The sequence below is a fragment of the Megasphaera sp. NM10 genome, assembly GCF_000417505.1.
In the GTDB taxonomy this organism is placed as follows: domain Bacteria; phylum Bacillota; class Negativicutes; order Veillonellales; family Megasphaeraceae; genus Megasphaera; species Megasphaera intestinihominis.
The window spans coordinates 39,857-63,661 of the sequence record NZ_APHY01000002.1; the positions used below are offsets into that span (position 1 = coordinate 39,857).

21 protein-coding genes and 1 rRNA gene are annotated in these 23,805 nt (G+C 54.4%); 2 read left to right on the forward strand and 20 right to left on the reverse strand.

Annotated elements, in window-relative coordinates; genetic code table 11:
- Positions 1-4: 4 nt before the first annotated feature.
- From NM10_RS00450 to NM10_RS13145, 19 genes are all read right to left on the reverse strand, one after another.
- Positions 5-769 (reverse strand): MlaE family ABC transporter permease, encoded by a 765-nt coding sequence (locus NM10_RS00450; protein ID WP_020309661.1) that lies wholly within the window; start codon positions 767-769, stop codon positions 5-7.
- 313 nt (positions 770-1,082) lie between these two features.
- Positions 1,083-3,098, reverse strand: a complete 2,016-nt coding sequence (locus tag NM10_RS00455; protein ID WP_020309662.1) for a SpoIVB peptidase S55 domain-containing protein — start codon at positions 3,096-3,098, stop codon at positions 1,083-1,085.
- Between the two features lie 11 nt (positions 3,099-3,109).
- Positions 3,110-3,400, reverse strand: a complete 291-nt coding sequence (locus NM10_RS00460; protein WP_020309663.1) for a hypothetical protein — start codon at positions 3,398-3,400, stop codon at positions 3,110-3,112.
- Between the two features lie 41 nt (positions 3,401-3,441).
- Complete coding sequence (locus NM10_RS00465) at positions 3,442-4,512, reverse strand: rod shape-determining protein (protein ID WP_020309664.1); 1,071 nt, start codon at positions 4,510-4,512, stop codon at positions 3,442-3,444.
- A complete protein-coding gene (gene murA, locus NM10_RS00470; RefSeq protein ID WP_020309665.1) occupies positions 4,493-5,767 on the reverse strand; it encodes a UDP-N-acetylglucosamine 1-carboxyvinyltransferase in 1,275 nt (424 codons plus the stop codon). The genes NM10_RS00465 and murA overlap by 20 nt, the downstream gene beginning before the upstream one ends.
- 344 nt (positions 5,768-6,111) lie before the next feature.
- Positions 6,112-7,077, reverse strand: coding sequence for a class II fructose-bisphosphatase (glpX, locus tag NM10_RS00475; RefSeq protein WP_020309666.1), 966 nt, complete (start codon positions 7,075-7,077; stop codon positions 6,112-6,114).
- A gap of 321 nt (positions 7,078-7,398) precedes the next feature.
- Complete coding sequence (serS, locus tag NM10_RS00480; protein WP_020309667.1) at positions 7,399-8,679, reverse strand: serine--tRNA ligase; 1,281 nt, start codon at positions 8,677-8,679, stop codon at positions 7,399-7,401.
- 54 nt (positions 8,680-8,733) lie between these two features.
- A complete protein-coding gene (locus tag NM10_RS00485; RefSeq protein WP_020309668.1) occupies positions 8,734-9,378 on the reverse strand; it encodes a histidine phosphatase family protein in 645 nt (214 codons plus the stop codon).
- A 12-nt stretch (positions 9,379-9,390) separates the two neighbouring features.
- Complete coding sequence (gene serA, locus NM10_RS00490; protein ID WP_020309669.1) at positions 9,391-10,983, reverse strand: phosphoglycerate dehydrogenase; 1,593 nt, start codon at positions 10,981-10,983, stop codon at positions 9,391-9,393.
- Positions 10,984-11,007: 24 nt separating this feature from the next.
- Positions 11,008-12,081 carry a 3-phosphoserine/phosphohydroxythreonine transaminase gene (gene serC / locus NM10_RS00495; RefSeq protein ID WP_071601812.1) on the reverse strand — a complete coding sequence of 358 codons (1,074 nt, stop codon included), beginning with the start codon at positions 12,079-12,081 and terminating at the stop codon, positions 11,008-11,010.
- Positions 12,082-12,860: 779 nt separating this feature from the next.
- Positions 12,861-15,143 carry an adenosylcobalamin-dependent ribonucleoside-diphosphate reductase gene (locus NM10_RS00505; RefSeq protein ID WP_020309672.1) on the reverse strand — a complete coding sequence of 761 codons (2,283 nt, stop codon included), beginning with the start codon at positions 15,141-15,143 and terminating at the stop codon, positions 12,861-12,863.
- 139 nt (positions 15,144-15,282) lie between these two features.
- The gene (locus NM10_RS00510) at positions 15,283-16,239 is read right to left on the reverse strand and encodes an alpha/beta hydrolase (RefSeq protein ID WP_020309673.1); all 957 of its coding nucleotides are present in this window, start codon (positions 16,237-16,239) and stop codon (positions 15,283-15,285) included.
- 6 nt (positions 16,240-16,245) lie between these two features.
- Entirely contained in the window at positions 16,246-16,623 is a 378-nt protein-coding gene (gene dhaM / locus NM10_RS00515) for a dihydroxyacetone kinase phosphoryl donor subunit DhaM (RefSeq protein ID WP_020309674.1), read from the reverse strand.
- A 21-nt stretch (positions 16,624-16,644) separates the two neighbouring features.
- The gene (gene dhaL / locus NM10_RS00520) at positions 16,645-17,265 is read right to left on the reverse strand and encodes a dihydroxyacetone kinase subunit DhaL (protein WP_020309675.1); all 621 of its coding nucleotides are present in this window, start codon (positions 17,263-17,265) and stop codon (positions 16,645-16,647) included.
- 15 nt (positions 17,266-17,280) lie between these two features.
- On the reverse strand, positions 17,281-18,270 hold the full coding sequence (gene dhaK, locus NM10_RS00525) for a dihydroxyacetone kinase subunit DhaK (protein WP_020309676.1): 990 nt from the start codon (positions 18,268-18,270) through the stop codon (positions 17,281-17,283).
- 207 nt (positions 18,271-18,477) lie between these two features.
- A complete protein-coding gene (pyrR, locus tag NM10_RS00530; RefSeq protein WP_020309677.1) occupies positions 18,478-19,011 on the reverse strand; it encodes a bifunctional pyr operon transcriptional regulator/uracil phosphoribosyltransferase PyrR in 534 nt (177 codons plus the stop codon).
- A 15-nt stretch (positions 19,012-19,026) separates the two neighbouring features.
- The gene (locus tag NM10_RS00535) at positions 19,027-19,944 is read right to left on the reverse strand and encodes an RluA family pseudouridine synthase (protein ID WP_020309678.1); all 918 of its coding nucleotides are present in this window, start codon (positions 19,942-19,944) and stop codon (positions 19,027-19,029) included.
- Positions 19,945-19,954: 10 nt separating this feature from the next.
- The gene (gene lspA / locus NM10_RS00540; protein WP_020309679.1) at positions 19,955-20,392 is read right to left on the reverse strand and encodes a signal peptidase II; all 438 of its coding nucleotides are present in this window, start codon (positions 20,390-20,392) and stop codon (positions 19,955-19,957) included.
- A gap of 125 nt (positions 20,393-20,517) precedes the next feature.
- On the reverse strand, positions 20,518-20,682 hold the full coding sequence (locus tag NM10_RS13145; RefSeq protein WP_020309680.1) for a DUF362 domain-containing protein: 165 nt from the start codon (positions 20,680-20,682) through the stop codon (positions 20,518-20,520).
- Between the two features lie 515 nt (positions 20,683-21,197).
- Between NM10_RS13145 and NM10_RS00550 the strand changes: the two genes are divergently transcribed.
- On the forward strand, positions 21,198-21,878 hold the full coding sequence (locus NM10_RS00550) for a response regulator transcription factor (RefSeq protein ID WP_020309681.1): 681 nt from the start codon (positions 21,198-21,200) through the stop codon (positions 21,876-21,878).
- Positions 21,862-23,295, forward strand: a complete 1,434-nt coding sequence (locus NM10_RS00555; protein WP_020309682.1) for a sensor histidine kinase — start codon at positions 21,862-21,864, stop codon at positions 23,293-23,295. The genes NM10_RS00550 and NM10_RS00555 overlap by 17 nt, the downstream gene beginning before the upstream one ends.
- 246 nt (positions 23,296-23,541) lie before the next feature.
- On the opposite strand, the gene rrf is transcribed toward NM10_RS00555, so the two are convergent.
- A 5S ribosomal RNA gene (rrf, locus tag NM10_RS00560) occupies positions 23,542-23,658 on the reverse strand.
- Positions 23,659-23,805: the final 147 nt, after the last annotated feature.

A 23,805-nucleotide genomic window follows, 5' to 3' on the forward strand; every position in this document is an offset into this window, starting at 1 on the left:
CTCCTCAATACAATAGAACCGATAAGATATAATTGCAGATAAAGATGAAAATAATCGACGTGACGACGGACTTCGTCGTAGCCTGGCCGACGCCTTCGGCCCCGCTCTGGGCATGCATGCCTTCATTGCAGGCGACGAGGGCGATGATACCGCCGAAGAACATGGCCTTGATGAGGCCGTAGACGACGTCGCTGACTTCCGTAAAGAGTTCGATGGAATTCACATAGGTGAAATGCGTGAGCCCGGCGCCCAATGTGGCCACGCCGTAGCCGCCGGCCGTACCGATGACATAGCCGTAAAAGGCCAGGATAGGCACCATGACGACGCAGGCTGCAAAGCGCGGTACGACGAGATAGGCAATGGGATTGACGGCCATACAGCGCAGGGCATCGATCTGTTCCGTGACCTTCATGGTCCCGATTTCAGCCGTCATGGCTGCACCGACGCGGCCTGCCATGACGACGCCAGTTAAAATAGGGCCTAATTCACGGCCCATGGCGACGGACATGACGCCGCCCAGCGTCGACTGGGCGCCATAGCGCAAGAGAATATCGACGATCTGCAAGGTCATGACCATGCCGGCAAAGAGCAGGGTCAGGCTGACGATAGGCAGGGAATTAACGCCGAGATGAGCCATCTGGGCAAGGGTCAGGCGGCGTTGTATCTTTGGCAGCTGACGCAGGGTCTGGCCAAAGAGGATGGCAATGACGCCGACTTGTTCAAAGACACGGAGCGTAAAGCTGCCGATGCCTTCCAAAATTTCCTGCATGAAAGACCGTCCTTTCTTTAAGTATCATACTACTTTACTATACCATCATTAAAAATGGATGTAAAACACCTGTATTCAATTGTGCCTAAATTGTGAGAAAGAAAATAAGGAAAACTAAAATTGCAATTTGAGTTTTCTACAGCTAAAATAATAGCATTTTATGCGAAAAATGGCAAGGGAAAAGGCGCTGTCATATGAAGACAGCGCCTGTTTAGTGGCTCGTGGCTCGTGGTTAGTGGCTAGTGGCTAGCTGCTGACTGCGACATGCGGCCTACGGCCTGCGGGACGCCCTTTGGGCGTCCCCTACGAACGGCTAGTGGAACATATCCAGATCGACGGTGCGGATCGGTTCAGCCGATTTCTTATCCTGGCCTTTATCGGGTTTCTTGTCGCTTCCCTTGTCATCTTTCTTGGTTGTATCCTTGTTGTCATCGCTGCTCTTATCGGCTTTGACCAATTCATCATCCTGCGAGGACCCGTCGGTTTCTTCACCGATGACGGCTTTCGCTTCGTTGATGTTGTGGTTCTTGGCCAAATAAGCGTCGCGTTTTTCCGGCGTGACGACTTTGATGGTGATCTGACCGTCGCCTTTGACGATATACGGTGTCGGAATGGAAGATTTGGCGTCGTTCGGATTTTCATCGCCGATGTTGTGCTTGTCCGGTTTGATGACATCCTTGGCGCTGGTCCCCGGTTCTTTGCCGCGGATCTTTTCCTTCTTCACTTTCGTGCCGCTTTCGTTGATCATGCTGACGCCCTGGCTGAGGATTTCGATGACCAAGTCATTGTTGGCATCTTCTTTTTCGATTTCCTTCTTCAGTTCATTGAAATCCTTATAATGGCGCAGGCGCTGGACGATTTCGTCAGTCAGGTTGTAGCGCTGTTTTTCGATGAGGTACGGCAGAGGAATGACGCCGCCGCCGCGCACTTCCAGGACCATATCGCCGAGAGGCTGGTTCTTGGGGACGGTGAAGCTCATGGTCTTCACTTCATCGACACCGCGGTACGGGTGGAGCTTGACCTTGAAATAGACCGTATCGCCCGGGCTGACAACGACAGGCGCTGCCGACGCATCGACGATGGTCGCCGACTTGCAGGCCTGCGTGATATCGACGGACATGTTGATGTCCAGGATAGGATAGTCGATGAACTCATTGTGTTTCAAGATATCCAGTACATTGTAGAGCTCGTCGATACTCTTTTCATTGATGTTATCTTCGGAATAATACATATTGTGCCGGGTAATATCTTTATCACGGCCATTGGAAGAGCGGATGGTATACGACAAGGTCGCCGTGCCGCCGCCCGTGCGGTCGATGGTCTTATTGACCGTATTGTACACCGTCGTAGCCGCCAGGACCGGAGTCAGTTCATTGTCTTCGATGATCTTGACGCGCTTGGTCATGGCCGTGTCGGTGTCCGTATCCCTGGCCTTGATGACGACGGGAATGCCCGGTGCCAGATAGCCATACTGGCCGCCGATGCCGGCGCCGCGGTCCTGAGTGATTTTGCCCACTTCGGCACCGATAGAGCCCAGCTTAAAGGAACTGGACAGGTTATTGACGACTGTAAAGATATAGGCATTGTGCATGAAATAATTGATGCTGCCCTTTTTCAGGAAGGGATGGCCAAAGGCGACGATGTGGTCGTTGTCGACGTAAGTGACCGTCCCGATGGCACCCATCTTCATATCGCCGTTGACGAAGGCTGCGGCGACGCTGCTGCCCGGTTCCAGGGGCAGGGCCGTGCTGTCGCTGCTGGCCGAAGCCGTATCGACAGGCATGAAGTTATAGCCCGGCAGTTTGCTCTGCATCCACGCTGTCGACACGCTGTCGAAGCCCGACGTCATGAGCGGCGTCGCAATGGGGATGAGCGATGATTCGCGGGCGTTGAAAGGCCGGATTTCTTCTCTCGTCGGCACATTCCAGAGCTTGATCATATCGTTGATAGGCGTAATCATGCCGACGCGGGAATTGGTAAAGGACCAGCCGTAAGCGACGGCACCGAGCAGTTTGCCATTGATATAGACCGGGCTGCCGCTCATGCCCTGAGCGATGCCACCCGTTTCTTCAATGAGGGGCCCGGAAAACTTGGCCAGGACCAAGTCCCCTGACGGGCCGCTGTTCTTCATGACCCCTAAGATTTCGACGGGGAAGGTATCAATAGTCGTACCGTGGACGACGGTCTTGGCATAGCCCGTCATCCCCGGCTGGACTTCACTGACATTCATGAACTCCTGTGCCTGTGCCGAAAGAGCCAGGATACAGGAAAGGGCCGCGGTCAGACAGACCCGGCCCAACGTACGCCGCAAGGCGGAGACTTTCTTCATCATGGTATATCTCATTTCGTTTCCACCACGACGACAACGGCGCCTTGCTGCACTTGTGATCCCGGCTGAACGAGGACGGTCTTGACGACGCCATCCTTGTCAGAACGGGCAGCCGGCATCGGACCGGCCAGGGAATTCACCGTAAGCAGGACATCTCCCTCTTTGACGGCTGCACCGACAGGGGCTACGCTGACGACGCTGCCGCTCAATACCGTCGTGTACGATACGTCAGCAGCTGCGGCCGGCATAGCCATCAGACCTGCTAACCCAGCTAATACGGCGAGTCTGCGAAACTTTTTCATGACGGCTCCCTCCTTCTCAGCTCCGCCTGCTGCGGAGCACTCTATAAATCATCAAAACTATCTTTTAAGCGGTCCATTTCCCGCAAAGCCTTACCGGCTCCGTTGGCGACGCACAACAAAGGTTCATCGCAGAGATAGGCGGCCATGCCTGTCGTCTGGGAAATGAGGCGGTCGAAACTATCCAGGAGCAGGCCGCCGCCGGTAAGGACAATGCCATGGTCGGCAATGTCCGCAGCCAGTTCGGGCGGTGTCTTTTCCAGGATGGAAACGATCGTCTTGAGGACGGTCTGAATCGGTTCGTCCAGGGCCTGGCGGATTTCCTGCGAGTCGATATCGACCGACGTCGGCAGGCCCGTTTCCGTGCTGCGGCCGCGGACATCGGCTGTCATGCGCCGGCCGTCGCCCATGGCCGTGCCGATGAGTATCTTCAGCTCTTCTGCTGTGTGCTGACCGATGGCGACGTGCTTGATCTTTTCCAAATAGCGGATAATCGCTTCGTCAAAAGTGTTGCTGCCAATGCGCAGGGATTCGCTGATGACGACGCCGCTCAGGCTGAGGACGGCGACGTCCGTCGTCCCGCCACCCATGTCGACGACCATGGAACCATTAGACGTGGCAATGTCCAGACCGGCGCCGATAGCGGCAGCCAGCGGTTCTTCCATGACCGTCGTCTTGCGGGCACCGGCCTGCATGGCCGCTTCGATGACGGCCCGCCGTTCGACGTTGGTGACGCTCGACGGGACGCAGATGACGACGCGGGGTTTAAAGATCAGGGCCTTGCCGATGGCCTTGCGGATGAAGTAGCGCAGCATGTATTCCGTCGCGTCGTAGTCGGCGATGACGCCGTTGCGCAGCGGATGGTAGGCGTGGATGTTACGCGGCGTCCGCCCCAGCATGGCCTGGGCTTCGCGGCCGATGGCGACGACTTTATTTTCCATCGTATCGACGGCGATGACGGCCGGTTCATTGACGACAATGCCCCGGTTCTTGACGAACACGATGATATTGGCCGTTCCCAGGTCGATAGCGATATCGCTGCCGAACCAGTTGGCCAGAAAGAACGAATGAGACTGTTTCGGCTGTACTCTTTTCTTAGTTTTCTTCTTCCTCAATATTGACGCGAACAATGTCTGCACCTAGCCTTTGTAATTTTAATACGAGATTATCATAACCGCGGTCGATGTGGTATAAATAGCCGACTTCCGTTTCCCCTTCGGCGACGAGGCCAGCCAGGACTAAGGCAGCACCGGCCCGCAGGTCCGTCGCATTGACAGAGGCCCCTTTGAGCTTGGGGACGCCTTCGACGATGGCGCTGCGGCCTTCGATGCGGATCTTGGCACCCATGCGCTTGAATTCGTCGACGTGCATGAAGCGGTTTTCAAAGACCGTTTCGGTGACGACACTCGTCCCCTGGCAGATAGTCGTCAGGGCCATGAACTGGGCCTGCATGTCTGTCGGGAAACCGGGATAAGGCAGGGTCTTGATATCGGCCGGGCGAAGCGGTTCATGGCCGATGACGCGGATGCCGTCGATTTCTTCCTGGACTTCGGCGCCGACTTCTTTCAATTTGGAAATGAGGGGCTTCAAGTGTTCCGAAATGGCATTCTCTACGAAGACATTGCCCTGGGTCATGGCCGCGCCGACCATGAAAGTACCCGCTTCGATGCGGTCGGGGATGACGGCGTGATTGGCGCCATGCAGTTCCTTGACGCCTTCGATGCGGATGACGTTGGTGCCGGCACCGCGGATGTTGGCGCCCATACTGTTGAGGTACGTTGCCAAATCGACGATTTCCGGTTCTTCTGCGGCATTTTCCAGGACCGTCTTACCGTCGGCCATGGATGCAGCCATGAGGATATTTTCCGTAGCGCCGACGCTGGGGAAATCGAGATAGATCTGAGCCCCTTTGAGGCCATTCGGTGCCGTCGCTTCGATGTCTCCGTTTTCCAGGTTGATGACGGCTCCCATGGCTTCAAAAGCCTTGAGGTGCAGGTCGATAGGACGGGCACCGATGGAGCAGCCGCCGGGCAGGGAAATCTGGGCCCTCCCCTTGCGGGCCAGTAAAGGTCCCATAACCAAAAAAGATGCACGCATACGGCGCACTAAATCATACGGAGCCGTTGTCGATGTCAGCTCATGGGCATCGATGACCAGTGTATCTCTTTCAGGATGTTCTATATGAACGCCGAGGGACGCGATGACGTCACAGACGGTATGTACGTCGGCTAATTTCGGGATTTCTGTCAAAGTACTCTGCGTCGTTCCCAGCATAGATGCGACAATGATAGGCAGCACGGCATTTTTAGCCCCGCTGACGCGAACCGTACCCTGTAAGGGCTTTCCACCATGAATAACAAGTTTCTCCAATTCTGGTGCCTCCTAATACTATTCGAGTAGTTTATTCTAAATGGCCAAAAGGCAATGGCGCCTAAGGTGCCATTATGAGCATATAATTACTATCAAGTCATTGTACCATAAAAGGGAAGAAAAAAAAAAGGGCTTGTCGCCGTGCGATAAGCCCTTTTTACGTTCTCCCAATCCGGAAAATCACTCATATTCCGGAGCGGGCTTGCCACGTGCAAGCCCCTACAGACGAAATCACTCGGAAATTTTTCTTCAACCTACAAGCGGGACGCTAACTGCTGACCGCTAGCTGCTGACCGCTAGCTGCTGACGGCTGACAGCAACCTGCGGCCTGCGAACTACGGCTTTTACAAATGAATACTCCATTTGGCCTTCTTGTCGAAGCGGTGGAACGTGTCGATGAAGCGGATCGTGCCGCTCTTGTAGCGCATGACGACGGACATGGTGCGGGCGCCGCCGCCAAAGTACTGGACGCCTCGCATCATGGGCGTATCGGTAATGGCCGTCGCCGAGAAGATGCAGTCGTCGCCTTTGACCAGGTCGTCGAGGGTCATGACGCGGTTGATGTCATCAATGCCCATTTCCCAGCAGCGCTTCCGTTCTTCGTCGGTATAGGGAATGAGGCGGGCCTGCATATCGCCGCCCAGGCATTTCAGGGCCGCTGCAGCCAGGACGCCTTCCGGAGCGCCGCCGATGCCCATGAGGACGTGGACGCCGGACCCTTCGATACCGGCGTCGACAGCCGGCGAGACGTCACCGTCCGTGATGAGCTTGATGCGGGCGCCGGCACTGCGGCATTCGTCGATGATTTCCTGATGGCGCGGCCGGTCGAGGATGACGACGGTCAGATCGTCGATGCCTCGTTCCAGGCCTTCGGCGATGCGGCGCAGGTTTTCCTGAACGGGCTGGGTCAGGTCGATGCGGCCTTTGGCCCGCGGTCCGACACAGAGCTTTTCCATGTACATGTCCGGAGCGTGGAGCAAGTTCCCCTTGCGGGCGATGGCCATGACGGCAATGGACCCATCCTGGCCTTTCGCCGTCAGGTTCGTCCCTTCCAGCGGGTCGACGGCGATATCGACTTCCGTGCCGCCGGCGCCGACTTTTTCACCGATATAGAGCATCGGCGCTTCGTCCATTTCGCCTTCGCCGATGACGACAGTCCCATCAATAGGAACCGTCGATAAAATCGAATGCATCCCATCGACAGCCAACTGGTCAGCGCCCATCTTGTCGCCCTTCCCCATGAGGCGGCCAGCCTTGACGGCAGCCGTTTCGGTAACGCGGACAAATTCCAAGGTCAATACGCGATCCATAGTGAACCTCCTATCTAAAAATAATTGAAATACATATATAGTATTACTTCTAGACAGAGTAAAAAAACTCCTGCCTCGGGGCAGGAGTTTTTTCGTTCATCGTTTATCGCAGGCGAACGCCTTTTTCGAGTTTGAAGTTTGCAGTTTTTAGTTTGCAGCAAATGGTAAAAAATTTAAAGCCAGCTCTACAAACTCTGTACTACAAACTATAAAGTAAAAGGGACCGTGTATGATGGCAAAATTTTTCGTGCGACAGCCCCCTACGAACGCGACCGGCGGCCTGCGAATGCGAACTGCGGGACGCCCTTTGGGCGTCCCCTACTACTGTTTCGTGATCACGTCGCAATGCATGTACGGGCGGAGGACTTCCGGTACGATGACGGAACCGTCAGCCTGCTGGTAGTTTTCCAGGATAGCGGCGACGGTACGGCCGACAGCCAGGCCGGAGCCATTCAGGGTATGGACGAATTCCGGTTTCGATTTCGGCGTGCGGCGGAAGCGGATATTGGCCCGGCGTGCCTGGAAATCTTCCGTATTGGAGCACGACGAGATTTCACGGTATTTCCCCTGTGCCGGGAACCAGACTTCGACGTCGAAGGTCTTGGCAGCGGAGAAGCCGATATCGCCCGTGCAGAGGCAGACGACGTGGTACGGCAGGCCCAGGGCCTTGAGGATATCTTCGGCGTTGTTGGTCAGTTTATCGAGTTCATCATAGCTCATTTCCGGAGCAACGTATTTGACCATTTCAACTTTGTGGAACTGGTGCTGACGGATGAGGCCCCGCGTATCGCGGCCAGCCGAACCGGCTTCGGCACGGAAGCACGGCGTCATGGCCGTGAAGTAGACCGGCAGCTTGGCACCGTCGATGATTTCACCGCGGTAGTAGTTGGTCAGCGGTACTTCTGCCGTCGGGATCATGTACATTTCTTCGCCTTCGACGTTGAGCTTGTACATATCTTCGTAGAACTTCGGCAGCTGGCCTGTACCGGTCATGGAATCGCGGTTGACGATGTACGGCGGGATGACTTCGGTGTAGCCGTCCTTTTCTGTATGCTGGTCGAGCATGAAGTTGTAGACAGCGCGTTCCAGGCGGGCGCCGGCGCCGATGTAATAATAGAAGCGGGCACCCGTGACTTTAGCAGCCCGTTCGGAATCGAGGATACCCAGTTTTTCACCGACATCCCAATGATTGAGGGGCTGGAAATCGAATTTCGTCGGTTCGCCCCATTTGCGGACTTCCGGGTTGTCGCTGTCGTCGTTGCCAACGGGGACCGAGGGGTGGCACATATTGGGGATCATGAGCTGGATAGCGCGCATGTCAGCTTCAACTTTCTTGACTTCTTTGTCGAGGACGTCGATGTCGTCGCCGAGCTTCTTCATGGCTGCGATCTGGGCGTCCGCATTTTCTTTGTTGCGTTTGAGCTGGCTGATTTCCTTGGTGACCGTATTGCGTTCGTTCTTCATGGCTTCGACTTTCTGAAGAATGTCGCGGCGCTGGTTGTCCAAGGCGACGAAAGCGTCGACATCGGCTTTGGCATGGCGGTTCTTAATATTTTCTTTGACTTCTTCCACGTGTTCGCGGATGAATTTCGTATCTAACATGATAGTTTCTTCCTTCCTCAGTAAATATGCTTTTATACCCCTCGTATTATAGCCTTATAAGCCTTTCTGTTCAATACCGCTGAACAAATACCCCATATGATTCGTAGAATTGAGCAGGACCAGGCGCCATACGCCGTCCTGACATTCCAAGACGTTGATACACGTATTATCCTGTTTAATCTGCCAGAAATGGCTCATATCCAGGCCCAGGACATCGCAGATGATGGCCTTGTTGACGGCGTCATGAGCGGCGACGAGGACCGTCTTGCCGTCGTACTTCCGGACGTAATCATCAAAGGCAGCGCGGGCGCGGACGCGGACATCTTCCAGGGATTCGCCGCCCTGGCCGGGCATGGTCACCGTATGAGGCTGTGTATGCCAGCGGTGGAATTCTTCAGGATACTTGGCTTCGATTTCATCGGCCAGCTTCCCTTCCCAATCGCCGTGGTTGATTTCCAGGAGCCTGTCGTCCTTGAGGACCGGCAGGTCGTGGAGGTCCGCACAGAAAGAGCAGGTCATGTACGACCGTTCGAGGGGGCTGGAAATGGCTACGTCGATGGGCGTATCCTTCAGGCCTTCGGCGACCATATGGCCCTGGCGGAGGCCCCGTTCACTCAGGTGCGTGTCTTCCTGGCCCTGGTAACGGCCTTCAATATTCCATTGTGTTTCGCCGTGGCGAATGAGTATGATGCGTACCATAGTTTCCCCCTGTTAGTGAATATCGCAGTGAATGAGCTTCATATCGAGGATGCCGTTGATCGAGCGGAGCTTGACCATGATGTCGTTGGGGATGTCATCCTGGACGGCAATGGCCATGATGTTGTTGCCCGATTTGGTCATGCGGCCGACCTGCATGCCCATGATGTTGATATGAGCCTGGCCGAGGATAGTCGAAATCTGACCGATCATGTTCGGCTGGTCGACGTGCGGTACCAGGAGCAGGTAGCCTTTGGGCGTGAAGTCGACGCGGTATTCATCGATCTGGACGATTTTGGCTTCCGTCCCGTTGAACAAGACACCGACGATGGCGTGTTCGCCCTTATTGGTGCGGACCCGGACAGTGACGGAGTTGACGAAATAGCCATTAGACTGGCTGTTTATTTCTTTGATGGCAATGTGGCGCGTCTTGGCGACTTCGGCGGCATTGACGTAGTTGACCGATTCCTGGAGGATCGGATTGAGGGCTCCTTTGAGGACGGCCGTCGTCAGCAGGCGCGTTTCCGTATCGGCCAGTTCGCCCGTGTATTCGACTTCGATTTCCTTCATCGGCGCATCGGCCAGGTAAACGGCCAGGTTGCCCATGCGTTCCATGAGGTCGAAATAAGGATGGATGACATTGTAGACATTGGGCGGTACAGGAGCCATGTTGACGGCTGTAGCGACGGGTTCGCCTTTCAGGGCTTCCATGACGCCTTCGGCGACGTCGACGGAAACGCCGATCTGAGCTTCGACAGTCGAAGCGCCGAGGTGCGGCGTAATGACGACGTTATCCATGCCCAGGAAGGGGTTGATGTCCTTGGTCAGCGGTTCCGTCGGGAAGACGTCGATAGCGGCGCCGGCGACGTGGCCGCTCTTGAGGGCTTCAGCCAGTGCATAGATATCGAGGACCGCCCCGCGGGATACGTTGATGACCCGGACGCCGTCTTTCATCTTGGCGATTTCTTCCTTGCCGATGAGGCCCCGCGTTTCTTTGGTCAGCGGCGTATGCATGGTGATGTAGTCCGACCGCTTGAAGAGCGTATCCAAGTCGACTTGTTCGACGCCGAGCTGTTTGAACCGTTCTTCCGGGATGTACGGGTCATAGCCGATGGTCTTCATTTCCATAGCCTGCATGCGTTTGGCAATGCGCGAACCGATGCGGCCGACGCCGATGATGCCGATGGTCTTGTTCTGGAGCTGGATACCCGTAAAGGTCTTGCGGTCCCAGTTGCCGGCCATGAGCGAATTGTGGGCCTGCGGGATGTGGCGGGTAATGGCCATGATCATGGCGCAGGTATGTTCCGTAGCGGCCAGGGTGTTGGACGTCGGCGTATTGACGACGACGATGCCCCGTACCGTCGCACTCTTCAAGTCGATGCTGTCGACGCCGACACCGGCACGGCCGATGACCTTCAATTTCGTAGCCGCTTCGATGACCTTTTCCGTGACGTGGGTCATGGAACGGGTAATGAGGCCGTCGTATTCGCCGATGCAGTCGATGAGGCCCTGTTCATCGAGGTTCTTCTTCACATCTACTTCATATCCATTTTCGCGTAAGAGATCTACGCCTTTCATCGATACGTCATCGCTGACTAAAATCTTCATTTTCTTCTCCCCCTATGTAATACATTAATGTTTTTTCTGGAACGCTTTCATGAAATCGGCCAGAGCCTGGCAGCCTTCTTCGGTAACGGCATTGTAAATCGATGCCCGGCAGCCGCCGATGGAACGGTGCCCCTTGACACCGATGAGGTCGTGATCAGCCGCTTCAGCGACGAACTGGGCTTCCAGTTCCTTCGTCGGCAGGTTGAAGGTGACATTCATGAGGCTGCGCGAATCTACGCGGGCATGGCCGCGGTAGAAGCCGTTGCTGTCGTCGATGACACCGTAGACGATAGCCGCTTTCTTCTTATTTCGTTCATGCATGGCAGCCAGTCCGCCGTTATCGTCGAGCCAGTGGGCCACTTTATTGACGAAATAAATGTTGAAGACCGGCGGCGTATTGTACGTCGAATCGCGGTCGACATAGGTCTTGTACTGCAGCATGAGCGGCAAATCACGGCAGACCTTCTTCAGCAAGTCGTCCTTGATGATGGCCACGACGACGCCGGCCGGGCCGACATTCTTCTGGACACCGGCATAGATGAAATCGAAATTCTTCACATCGACCGGACGGCTGAGGAAATCGCTGGACATATCACAGAACAAGGGAACGTCGAAAGACGGGAAATCATGCCATTCCGTCCCATGGATGGTATTGTTCGATGTCATGTAAATATAGTCCGTGTCGGGCTTGACGACGAAACGGTCTGCCTTGGGGATGTACGTAAAGCCATCAGCTTTGCTCGAAGCGACTTCATACGTTTCCCCGTAGAAGGAAGCGGCTTCCATGGCCTTATTGGACCATACCCCAGTATTCAGATAACCGCCGCGCTTCTTGAGGAAATTTGCTGCATGCATGACGAACTGCATACTGCCGCCGCCCTGGATGAAGACGATATGATAATCATCTGGAACAGCCAGGAGCTTCTTCAGCGTCGCTACCGTGTCATCCTGCATTTCCTGATAGGCAGCACTGCGATGACTGATTTCGACGATGCTCATCCCCGTGTGATTGAAATCGAGGAATTCATCCTGAACTTCCTTGAGGACTTCCAAAGGCATTGCCGATGGACCTGCATTGAAATTGTACACTCTCTTCATATTTCCACCTCTTACTGCGCGAAGACCGCAGGGAAAGTCTTCTGCCATACCAATAAAAAAACTCCCGTCCCATCAAAGGGACGAGAGTCGATATTCCCGCGTTGCCACCCAACTTGCCTTTCGGCCAACTTGTACCGCTATATCGGGCGTACCCGTCAAATTCATCATTTGCAGCTCCAGAGCGGAACGCCTTACAGCCCTGCTGCCTCGCACCACCCGGCAGTTCTCTGAAAGGACCCATAATTTGCTTCTCCTTCATCGCCTTCTGTAAAATTACGTTTATTATAAACACAAACGCCCTGCCTGTCAAGACAAATTTTAACAGGATCATCCCCCAACAGCCGTAGGTGCGTGCTCGTAGCCGATAAATCAGCCCATCATCCTGCCATGGGCTATCACTATCAGTCTCCAGCGGGTCGCCCACGTGGCGACCCCTACAGTCCGGATTGCCCATTTCCTAAAAGCCAGCGTCAGCCAGTGGCACGACTCATTGGCTTTTCCCAATTTTCCACGAGACAGCCCAGAGTCTGATGCCGTCTCTGGGGGGCAGTTGGATTGCCAGGCCAGCGTCAGCCAGTGGCACGACTCATTGGCTTTTCCAAATCTCCCACAGCCCAGAGTCTGATGCCGTCTCTGGGGGCAGTTGGATTGCGTCAGATTGCCCCGTTTCTCAAGGAAGACGCCCGCAAGGCGTAGCAGAGCTACGTCGAGGAGCGGCTGACGAAGAGAAACGGGGCAAGATGATGCAAGACGGCTGTCACCAGAGGCGAAATCAGACGCTAATTACATTTACTCCAGCCGCAGTTTTTGCAGGTGTTGCAGCCGCCTTCAAAGACTAAGGGTTCGCCGCACTGGGGGCAGAGCATGCTTTCGGCTGTGACCTTCTTTTCAGCTTTCGGCCGGACCGGCGTCTTTTTGACTGGCGTATGGCCGCTGGCGACGGATGCCGTCTGATGCAGTTCTTCCTGGACTTCATCGAACATTTCCAGCAGGGCGTTGCCGACCGTCATGGGGCAGCACGAACCGCGGCTGGTATCGCCGCGCGTCGCCCGGCGCACCGAATAGGACGGGCAGTTGCCTGTCGAATTGAGCTGGTCGACGATGGTATAGATATCGATGCCGGCGCGGGCACTGATGGAAATCATGCGCGACAAGCCGATCATAAAGTTGTTGCAGCCGCCTGTCGAGCCCTTGCTGAGGTATGTTTCCAGGAGAGCCCCTGTCTGGGGATCGAAGAAAGCCATGCAGTGCAGGCTGCCGCAACCCGTGATGAGTTTACGTTTCTTGCCGATGACGTTGTCGTCGATGCTGACGATTTCACCGCGTTCCAGGCCTTCACCAGCCGTAGGTACACGTTTTTCTTCTTCATGGGTCGTCAGGATACCGGCCCGCTTGCAGCCGTCGCGGAACAGGGTCAGGCCCTTACAGCCCTTTTCATAGGCCAAGAGGTAGAGGTCTTCCGTATCTTCGACGGTAAAGCTGTTGGGCACGTTGACTGTCGAACTGATGGACGCATCGATGTGCTGCTGCCAGGCTGCCTGCATTTCGACGCGTTCATGATAATCCAGGGTCAGGGCCGTGACGAAGTATTCCGGAAGCTGGCCGTCGTCTTTGATGTGGTACTTCTTCATATAGCGTTCGACAATAGGCGTATAGACCTTATAATAGACGTCCGTCCCGTGGAGGGATTCCGTCTTGCGTTCATAGAAGTTCGCATAAATCGGTTCGATGCCGCCGGAAATGCCGAGCATCGTCGACAAAGTCCCCGTCGGGGCGATGGTCAGGAGCTGGGAATTGCGCAGGCCGTATTCCTTGACCAGTTTGGCCGTCGCTTCCGTCGTGTTGGCTTTGAAATAAGGCGTACTCATGATTTCATCGATATGGCATTTTTCGAAGGCACCGCGCTGATGAGCCAGTTCTGCCGACGCAGCGATAGCCGTATCGGCCATGGCAAAGCCGATATCATGACAGAAGGCGACGGCGTCTGTGCTGCCATAAGTCAGGCCCATCTGGATGAGCATGTCGCCGAGGCCCATGATGCCCAGGCCGATCTGGCGCCAGGCTTTGACGCTTTCCCGCTGTTCTTCCAAGGGATGCAGGGGCAGGCCTTCTTCGAGGACATCGTTCAGGGCCCGGACGGCAATGCGGACGCAGCGCTTGAATTCATCGAAATCAAAGGTAGCGTTCGGCGTAAAGGGATCGTTGACGAAGTTGGACAGGTTCATGCTGCCCAAGAGACAGGAGCCACCGGCCGGCAACGGTTCTTCGGCGCAGGGATTGACGCCGGCAAAGGAAAATTCCGGCGTGTGGGCCAGGAGGTTCCACGATTTGATGCGGTCCCAGAACAGGGCGCCCGGTTCGGCATAGTCCCAGTTCGTTTCTGCGACCAGGCGGAAGACGTCGGCTGCATTGACCAGGCTTTCAATGACCTGCCCCGTTTCCTGTCGCTTGAAATGGAGGCGGAACTGTTTGTGTTCCTTGACGGCTTCCATGAATTGATTGCTCAGGCGGATGGAAATATTGGCCTTAGTCACCTTATTGAGGTCCGTCTTGAGCTTGATGAAATCCAGGACATCAGGATGGGCACAGTCGATGGAAATCATCAAGGCCCCGCGGCGGCCGTTCTGGCCGATCAGTTCCGTGACCAGGGAATAGAGGGTCATAAAGGAAATAGAACCGCTCGTTTCTTTGGCCGCGTTGTTGATGCGCGCCCCTTTCGGACTCAAGCGGGAAATATCGATGCCGCAGCCACCGCCGTAGCTGTAGGTCCGGGCCAATTTCCCGGCCCGGTCGAAGATGCTTTCGATGCTGTCTTCCGGCGGCGTCATGACGTAACAGTTGGACAAGGTAATCTTCTTGCCTTCATATTCCAGTCCCCGGTTGGCCAGGATGCGGCCGCCAAAGAGAAATTTCTTGGTTTTGATCAAATCGGCGACTTCTTCATCGCCGCCACTGATGCGGCCGACCCAATGGTCAAAGGTTTCGCCGTTATCGCAATATTTATTCTTCCAAATATCCAGGCCGAGCTGATTCTCTGCACCGAGCCATTCTTGTTCGTTCATAATCTTCCTCCTCCACTGCGCATAGCAAACGCATGACCGCCGTCTACTACATGTAGTAGACGGCGGTCATTTACTATACTAATAATAGCAGGATGGCGGGAAATAGTCAAGTATCGGAAATGCATAGTCCGACGCCTTCCTAGTCATTGAGGACATCCTTTTCTATGAAACGGCTGACGACGCGCAGGTAATCGCTGCGGTCTGTTTCAATGCCGACAGCATGAGGAGAGTCAGCAAAAATATAGAGTTCTTTTTTCGGGCTCGTACAATTATCATAGAGGCTCTTTGCCGTCTTGACCGGCACCAGGGCATCGTCGCTGCCGTGAAGGAAGAGGACAGGCATCTTCATCCGCTTCACAGCCTGCGCCGGTTCCAGGGAAGACACGGTCTTGTGGGTATGGTAGAACATGGCAGCCTGGAAGAAGGGGTCCAGGAGGTCATAACTCCAGATAGCCCGCTTATCTCCTGAAGCCTGCCACAATTTCTCCCGTCCCAGGGAGATGATATTGCCATAAGAGCTATCGGCGACGACAAAGGACAGGTCCTTGCCGTATTCACTGCCTGCATACAGCAGGGCCATGGCCGCTCCGAGGGAGACGCCGTGCAGGCCGATGCTCATCTGTTCATCGCGGTTGCGCAGCCACTGGCACCACATGGCCAGGTCATCAATTTCCCGGATGCCCCATTCCGTATGGGCCCCTTCGCTTTCGCCGTGGCCCCGCAGGTCGATGAGCAGGATATTATAGCCCAGGCGGCGATAGACTTCCATATAAGGCAGGCACATGGACCGATTCTGGTAGAGGCCGTGGATGAGGATGACCGTCTTATGGGAATCATGACGGTTCTCGATATACGTCCCGCGCAGGATCGTCCCGTCCTGACCATTGACCCGGACCGGTTCCCAGCCCCGTTCCTTTTCCCACTGGCGGACGGTGGACACGTCTCGGCTGTGGTTCTCGATGCCCAGGAGCTGGTCCCAGGGAGCATCATAAAATTCTTCATAAGCCATGTTTCCGATATAAGCCCCGATACCGCCCAAGATGACGGCCAGGCAGACCAGGAACAGGAGCAGGCGTTTCAAGAAGCGCTTCATCATGATACCTTACAGCTTCCTGTCCCGGCTGGCTTCTACTTTATCCTGCATGGCAGCCAGAGGCGTACCGCCAACTGCTTCAATGGCGGCGATGACTGCCCCTTCGACGAAGGGGCAGTCCAGGAGCTGTATCTGCCGGTCGTCCAGGCTTTCAGCGACCATTTCTGCCGTCATGACGGCACTGCCCATATCCATGATGCAGGCGACGCCATCGCCTTGATCTACGGCTTCGACAGCCGCCGTGATTTTCTCGAAACTCGTTCCCAGGCTGCCGTCTTCGAGTCCGCCGGCAGCGGCAATAGGCGCATCAGGCGCCATCATGCGGGCCAGTTCAACGGCCCCTTCAGCGGCCTTCTGGCTGTGGGAAATCAATACGATTCCTACCATCTTTTCCTTCACTCCTAAAGATCAGGCCATTTCAGCCAGGACCTGCAGCAAATAGAGCGACGACGTAGCGCCCGGATCCTGATGGCCCAGGCTGCGTTCGCCTAAATAGCTGGCACGCCCTTTGGTAGCGATAATGGTCTTCGTGTATTCTACGCCTTTTTCCGCAGCTTGAGCTGCATCCTGCAAGGCTTCTTTCAATGATTTGCCGGCCGTTACGTCATCCTGCAGGACTTTCAGTGCCGGGCACAAGGCATCGAGCATGGTCTTTTCGCCTTCTGTCGCCTTGCCGCGCATCTTGATGCCGTCGACAGCGGCTTCCATGGCTTTGACGAAAGCAGGTCCGTCGATTTCCGTCAGGCCCTTGCAGGCCATGCCGGCTTTCATAAAGGCCGTCCCGTAGAGCGGGCCCGATGCGCCGCCAACTGTCGACACGAGCTGCATGCCGACGCCTTTGAGCAGGGCACCGATGTCACCGCCTGCCAGGGAAGGCAGCTTCTTTTCGACGGCTTCAAAGCCGCGGGCCAGGTTGATGCCGTGGTCGCCGTCACCGATTTCGTTGTCGAGCTCGGTCAAATATTCTTTTTCTGCTTCGATTTTCTTAGCCATCCCTTCGACGATGGCTGCCATCTGTTTCGTATCCAATGAACTCATCCTCTCTTATTTTTTCCAGGCCAGCGTATCGGCCGGTGCATCGTAGAGAGCCTTCATTTCGTCATCCAGGCGCAGGAGAGTGATGGAGAAACCAGCCATTTCGATGGATGTCATATAATTGCCGACCATCGTGTCGTAGACGCTGATGCCCTGTTCCTTGAGATAATCCTGTACGAAGTTGTTGACGATGTACAGTTCCATGAGCGGCGTCCCGCCCATACCGTTGATGAGGACGACGACTTCATGACCTTTATAATCGAGATCCGCCAGAATCTGGTCGACGAGCATCTTGGCGATTTCATTGGCCGGACGCATTTTTTCCCGATGCGTCCCCGGTTCGCCATGGATGCCGATACCGATTTCCATTTCATCATCGGCCAGTTCAAAGCCCGGTTTTCCCGCAGCCGGAACAGTGCACGGTTCGATGGCCATGCCCATGGAGCGGACGTTGGCGATGACCTTTTCGGCGACGGCCTTGACTTCCGGCAGTTCAGCGCCCTGTTTAGCTTTGGCACCGGCGATCTTATGGACGAAAATCGTACCGGCTACGCCGCGGCGGCCCGTCGTATACAGGCTGTCCCGGACGGCGACGTCATCATTGACGACGACATAGTCGGCCTTGATATCTTCATCGGCTGCCATTTCGATGGCCATTTCAAAGTTCATGACATCACCTGTATAGTTCTTGACGACGCAGAGGACGCCTTTATCCGTCGCTACGGCTTTGATGCCTTCCAGGACCTGGTCCGGTGTCGGCGACGTGAAGACCGTCCCGGCCACGGCGCAGTCGAGCATGCCCGTGCCGACGTAGCCGGCATGAGCCGGTTCATGGCCGCTGCCGCCGCCGCTGACCAGGGCGACTTTGTCTTCTTTTTTGTCGGCCCGGACGACGATGGTCCCATAATCGAGTTTGCGCAGCTTCTTCGGTGCCGATTTGACCAGGCCCTGAATCATTTCCTCTTCAACGTTGTTGACATCATTGACAATTTTTTTCATGATAACCCCTTCTTTCTAGGATATAGTTAAAAGAGCTTGTCGCACGTACGACAAGCTCTTTTAAGTGGTTAGTGGCTAGCAGTCAGTTGTTAGCGGATGGTTAAAAATTTACATCAATCTTCAAACATTAACGCCAGGATAACCAGATAAGATGGTCGAAAACTTCGTGCGATGTTCACTTAAGTATAGCAAGAAATAAGGGGAAAATCAATTCTGTTCCCGCAAGACGACGCGGTCGCACGAATCGGTTTCCTTTAATTGAACCGACACGTCTTCCTTCCGCGACGTCGGCACATTTTTGCCGACATAATCGGCACGGATCGGCAGTTCCCGGTGACCCCGGTCGACGAGGACAGCCAGTTCGATGAACTGAGGCCGCCCCAGTTCCATGATGGCATTGAGGGCCGACCGGACCGTCCGTCCCGTGAACAGGACGTCGTCGACTAAGATGACCGTCTGGCCGTCGGCATCGAATTTGCCGGCATCGCTGACGGCGATGGGGCTCTTGCGGTCGTCGTCGCGATAAGCCGAAATATCGAGATCATACACGGGCACATCCCGGCCTTCGATAGCTGCCAGTTCCCAGCCCAGGCGCTGAGCCAGGGGGACGCCGCGCGTATGGATACCGACGAGTACCGTCTTGTCCAGGCCTTTATTGCGTTCAATGATTTCATGGGCAATGCGGCGGATAGCCCGGCCGATTGCTTTTTCGTCCATGAGCAGTGTCTTTTCTTTCCACATGTGACTCACCACCTGTCAGTCTTTCTTTTCCGCCCGTTCCAGGCAGGCCAGGAAATCAGCCGGCGCTGGCGCTTCAAAATGCATGGCCTTCCCCGTAATCGGATGGACCAGATCGAGACTATGCGAGTGAAGGGCCTGACCGTCGATAGGGAAATCGTCCTTCTTATACCCATATAAAGGGTCGTTGACGACCGGGTGGTGGATATAAGCCATGTGGACGCGGATCTGATGAGTCCGGCCCGTTTCCAGCTTACATTCGACCCAGGTGTAATCGCCATAGCGCTTCAATACTTTGAAATGGGTCACAGCTTCGCGGCCACCCTTAAAGGTGACGGCCATCTTGACCCGGTCTTTGGGATGGCGGCCGATAGGGGCATCGACGACGCCCCGTTCTTCCGAAATATTGCCGTGGACCAGGGCCCAGTACGTCCGGTGCGCCGAATGTTCTTTAATCTGTTCGGCCAGCCCCTTATGAGCTTCATCGGTCTTGGCGGCAACCATGACGCCTGACGTATCCTTGTCCAGGCGATGGACGATACCCGGGCGGATGACGCCGTTGATGCCCGACAACTCGCCCTGGCAGTGATAGAGCAGAGCATTGACCAGGGTCCCGTCGGGATTGCCTGCAGCCGGGTGGACGACCATGCCGCGGGCCTTATTGACGACGATGATGTCCTTATCTTCATAGACGATATCCAAGGGGATGTCCTGCGGGACCACCTTATATTCTTCCTGGAGTTCGATGACAGCCTGTACCTGATCGCCTTCGTTGAGGCGGCGGTTAGCCTTGGCTTCCTTACCGTTGACAGTGACTTCCTTGCGCTGAATGAGCTGCTGGGCATAACTGCGCGAAATATCCAGGGCCGTCGTCAAATAGACGTCCAGCCGCTTTCCCTGTTCCTGTTCTGTGACTATTAATTTCTTTTCTTCCATGTCTTCATCCTCATTTATCCGAAATATGGGTCCAACTATACCATAACAAAAGTGCGACGCCGACGACGATACCGATATCGGCAACGTTGAATACGGGCCAGATGCGAAAATCGAAGAAATCTGTTACTGCCCCGCGGAGCGTCCGATCCAGGGCATTGCCCAAGGCACCGCCCAAAAGCAGCCCCGCCCCGCCATAGACCCAGGGCGTCGCCGGCAATTTCTTGCGGAATAGACCATACAGCAGGAATAAGGCCAAGGCCATGACTAAAAAGAGCCACTGCTGATTTTCTAAAATCCCAAAAGCAGCACCGCGATTCAAAATATAAGTAATATGAAAAAATCCCGGAATGACCGGAATGGATTCATGAAGGACCATGGCCTGATGGATAGCGTATTTCGTAAGCTGATCGACAACGGTCACGGCCAGGGCAATGCCTAATACATACAAAGCAAACTCCTCCTATTATGCATCTTACAGTGCTTTTATCCTATCACAGAAACAGGGAAAATTCAATAAAAAAAGGCCGCCGCATGATGGCCAAAGCCTTCTGCGACAGCCTTTTGCCGAAGCAATTATTCAGCTGCAATAGCGCCTGTAGGACAAGCGGATTCGCAAGCACCGCAGTCGATGCAGGAATCAGTTACAACGTATTTCGTTTCGCCTTCTTCGATGGCACCGGTCGGGCAAGTGCTAGCGCAAGCGCCGCATTTTACGCATTCGTCGGAAATAACATGCATGGTTTTCACCTCCAAACATCAAGCCTTCGGGGGAATCTCCCCTTCGTCTTCCTCATTATTACACGAATAGACAGACTTGTCAATGAATACCGAATGGGTAAAGATATAGGTATTTCCTAGGTTTTTGCGATTGTCCAAAAAAATTTTCTCAAAATTTCGCCAAAATCATTTTCCGTAGAAATAGAAAAAAGCCGGCGAGGGGAGCCGGCTTTCTCTTTTTGCAAGATATCATCGGGGGAAGACAATATCTCAGCAGTTGAAGAAAATAAGATAGGGGTGTTCGAGGGGTATATGAACAACTTACTTCTCCAACGTCTCGTAGATGATCTGTTCTACATATATTATAATAACAGGTTCTGGCGAAAAGTAAATCCCTAAAGATTAAAAATAGATTAAATTTTCGTGATATTTTTGTAACAATGTCCGAATGAGTAGTACAAAAAAGGGAATTTATACGTTATAATAGTATGTATATGGCTTAGAGTGTGCAAATTCTTTTTTGGGGAGGTTGTTATATGACCGAAAAGACACATATCTTAATCGTCGAAGACGAAAAACAAATCGCCCGCTTCCTGCAAATGGAGTTGGAACATGAAGGCTATGAATGTGGCATCGAATACAACGGCGCCGCTGCCCTGGACCGCATCGGCCAGGAACACTTCGACCTCATCCTGCTGGACATCATGCTGCCTGACGTCGACGGCCTGACCATCTGTAAGCGGACGCGGGAGCTATCGAACGTCCCGATCATGATGCTCTCAGCCAAAGACGATATCGAAACGAAAGTCGTCAGCCTGGACATCGGCGCCAACGACTATCTGACCAAACCCTTCAACAGCAAAGAACTCTTTGCCCGCATCCGTGTCCTCCTGCGAGAACGCCATCAGCTGGCCGACCGGGGAAATTTTCTCCAGCTGAATGACATCACTTTATTCCTCGACCGTCACGAAGTCATGAAGGGAACGAAAAAATTAAAATTGACGAAGAAAGAATTCGAGCTCCTCGCCTATTTAGTCCGGAACAAGAACATCGTCCTCTCGCGGTCGCGCATCGTCGAAGAGGTATGGGGCTACGATTACATCGGCGACACGAATATCGTCGACGTCTATATCCGTTACCTGCGCAGCAAACTGGGCCCGAACGGGCGCAACTACATCCGTACAGTCCGTGGAGTCGGTTATGTGGCAGAAGATTAATCATTGGCTGACACAGCACCTGCTCATCGCTCCCCTGCCCATTTTCGCTAAAATGGTCCTGCTCTATTCGTCTATCGTCTTTTTCATCCTCCTGACCGTATCGGTCGTAACCATTACCAGCGTCCACTACATCATGAACGACTCCCTGCGCGATGAATTGAAGTCCCGCGCTGCGGCGGCCATCCAATACCTGGACGACTACGGAAAGGTCGATACGACGATATTTGTCCGGGCCAACGTACCACCGTCGATGAACTTACAAATTTATGACGGCGCAGGCCATCTCATCGTCGACAACGGCCCGACTCATGCCGTCCGCAAACTGAGCGACCGCTACATCGACGACGCCATAAGCAATCCGCAGAAAAAGCCGCTGCCCACCAGCGTCCAAGGCAACGAATCGTCTGAATTCTCCTATTATCAGCTCTGGACGGACAAACAGGGAAAGAACTACTACCTGCGCTTTTCTCAGCGCCCCGATAAAGAAACGGGCTTCGTGTCGCTCTTATCGAAACAGCTCCTGGCTTCGGTCCTCATCAGCCTGATCTTGACCATCTTCACGGGTATGTACCTCATGAAGCGCTCCCTGGCCCCCTTGCAGGTCATCAATGACACGGTCAAGACCATTGAAGTCAACCGCCTGGACAACCGTATCGCCCTGTCTGACAACAAGAACGAACTCCACGACCTGGCCGTCAGCATCAACCAGGCTCTGGACCGCATCGAATACGGTTATAAACAACAGCAGCAGTTCATCAGCGACGCGTCCCACGAATTGCGAACGCCGATTACCGTCATTGCCGGCTACGCCGACCTCTTATGCCGCTGGGGCAAAGACGACCCAGCCGTCCTCAACGAAAGCCTGACGGCCATCAAATCAGAAACGGACTATATGAAGCAGCTCATCGAACGCCTGCTCTTCTTTGCCCGTTCCAATAATGGAACGCTGTTGAAACACTTTATGAAAATCAATACGGCCGACCTCCTGCAGGAAGTATACAGCGAAGTCAGCCTCATCGACAAAGAACACCAGATCATCCTGCGTCAAAACGACGAAGCCCTGATTACGGCCGAACCGGGCAGCGTCAAACAGATGCTGCGCATCTTCGTCGACAATGCCCTGAAATATACGCCTGCCGGCGGACAGGTCACCCTGACCTGCCAGGCCGACGAAAAGACCGTCCGCTATGTCATCAGCGATACAGGCATCGGCATCCCCAAAGAAGACCTGGAACGCGTTTTTGAACGCTTCTACCGCGTCGATTCGTCCCGCACCAAAGACACAGGCGGATCCGGCCTGGGCCTATCCATCGCCAAATACATCACCAAGGCCAATAATGCTGAACTGGAATTAGACAGCACCCTCCATAAAGGAACGACAGTCACCGCCATCTTCCAACGCACGCAGGAAGAGTGATGGATTAGCCGTTAGCGGTCGGTCCACCGGACCGCTTTCGTAGGGGCCTGCACGTGGCAAGCCCGCTGTGACTATGTGAGCATAACGTATACTAATATATGTGCGTGTTTTCATGCATCACCTGTCATGTATGATGGATATGCCATTATTCCGAACGGGCGCCCCACGTGGGCGCCCTTGCTAGCTGCTAACTGCTGACGGCTAACAACAAAAAAAGCACTAGCCTAAGCTAGTGCTTTTTTTCTTAATCAGCGGCTTCCTATCCTCCCAGGGGGCCTCCCCCCAAGTACTTTCGGCGTTTGCGGGCTTAACTGCTGTGTTCGGCATGGGAACAGGTGGATCCCCGCAGCTATCGCCACTGAATTATGTTATTCAGGCGTCGGACAAGTCCGACGTAAGCGATTCACACAGTTTTGCGTGTCGTCTCTGACTCCTTCAAAACTGGTTCTCTGCTTATCGTATCCTGACAACTGCATAAAAATGTTTCATACATCCAACGAACTATCAAGA

Coding starts and splice junctions, on each gene's coding strand:
- NM10_RS00455 (WP_020309662.1), bottom strand. CDS start 3,098: ATGAAGAAAGTCTCCGCCTTGCGGCGTACGTTGGGCCGGGTCTGTCTG.
- NM10_RS00485 (WP_020309668.1), bottom strand. CDS start 9,378: ATGGTACGCATCATACTCATTCGCCACGGCGAAACACAATGGAATATT.
- serA (WP_020309669.1), bottom strand. CDS start 10,983: ATGAAGATTTTAGTCAGCGATGACGTATCGATGAAAGGCGTAGATCTC.
- NM10_RS00510 (WP_020309673.1), bottom strand. CDS start 16,239: ATGATGAAGCGCTTCTTGAAACGCCTGCTCCTGTTCCTGGTCTGCCTG.
- NM10_RS00555 (WP_020309682.1), top strand. CDS start 21,862: ATGTGGCAGAAGATTAATCATTGGCTGACACAGCACCTGCTCATCGCT.
- serC (WP_071601812.1), bottom strand. CDS start 12,081: ATGAAGAGAGTGTACAATTTCAATGCAGGTCCATCGGCAATGCCTTTG.
- NM10_RS13145 (WP_020309680.1), bottom strand. CDS start 20,682: ATGCATGTTATTTCCGACGAATGCGTAAAATGCGGCGCTTGCGCTAGC.
- NM10_RS00550 (WP_020309681.1), top strand. CDS start 21,198: ATGACCGAAAAGACACATATCTTAATCGTCGAAGACGAAAAACAAATC.
- dhaM (WP_020309674.1), bottom strand. CDS start 16,623: ATGGTAGGAATCGTATTGATTTCCCACAGCCAGAAGGCCGCTGAAGGG.
- dhaK (WP_020309676.1), bottom strand. CDS start 18,270: ATGAAAAAAATTGTCAATGATGTCAACAACGTTGAAGAGGAAATGATT.
- glpX (WP_020309666.1), bottom strand. CDS start 7,077: ATGGATCGCGTATTGACCTTGGAATTTGTCCGCGTTACCGAAACGGCT.
- pyrR (WP_020309677.1), bottom strand. CDS start 19,011: ATGTGGAAAGAAAAGACACTGCTCATGGACGAAAAAGCAATCGGCCGG.
- serS (WP_020309667.1), bottom strand. CDS start 8,679: ATGTTAGATACGAAATTCATCCGCGAACACGTGGAAGAAGTCAAAGAA.
- NM10_RS00450 (WP_020309661.1), bottom strand. CDS start 769: ATGCAGGAAATTTTGGAAGGCATCGGCAGCTTTACGCTCCGTGTCTTT.
- NM10_RS00460 (WP_020309663.1), bottom strand. CDS start 3,400: ATGAAAAAGTTTCGCAGACTCGCCGTATTAGCTGGGTTAGCAGGTCTG.
- NM10_RS00535 (WP_020309678.1), bottom strand. CDS start 19,944: ATGGAAGAAAAGAAATTAATAGTCACAGAACAGGAACAGGGAAAGCGG.
- NM10_RS00505 (WP_020309672.1), bottom strand. CDS start 15,143: ATGAACGAACAAGAATGGCTCGGTGCAGAGAATCAGCTCGGCCTGGAT.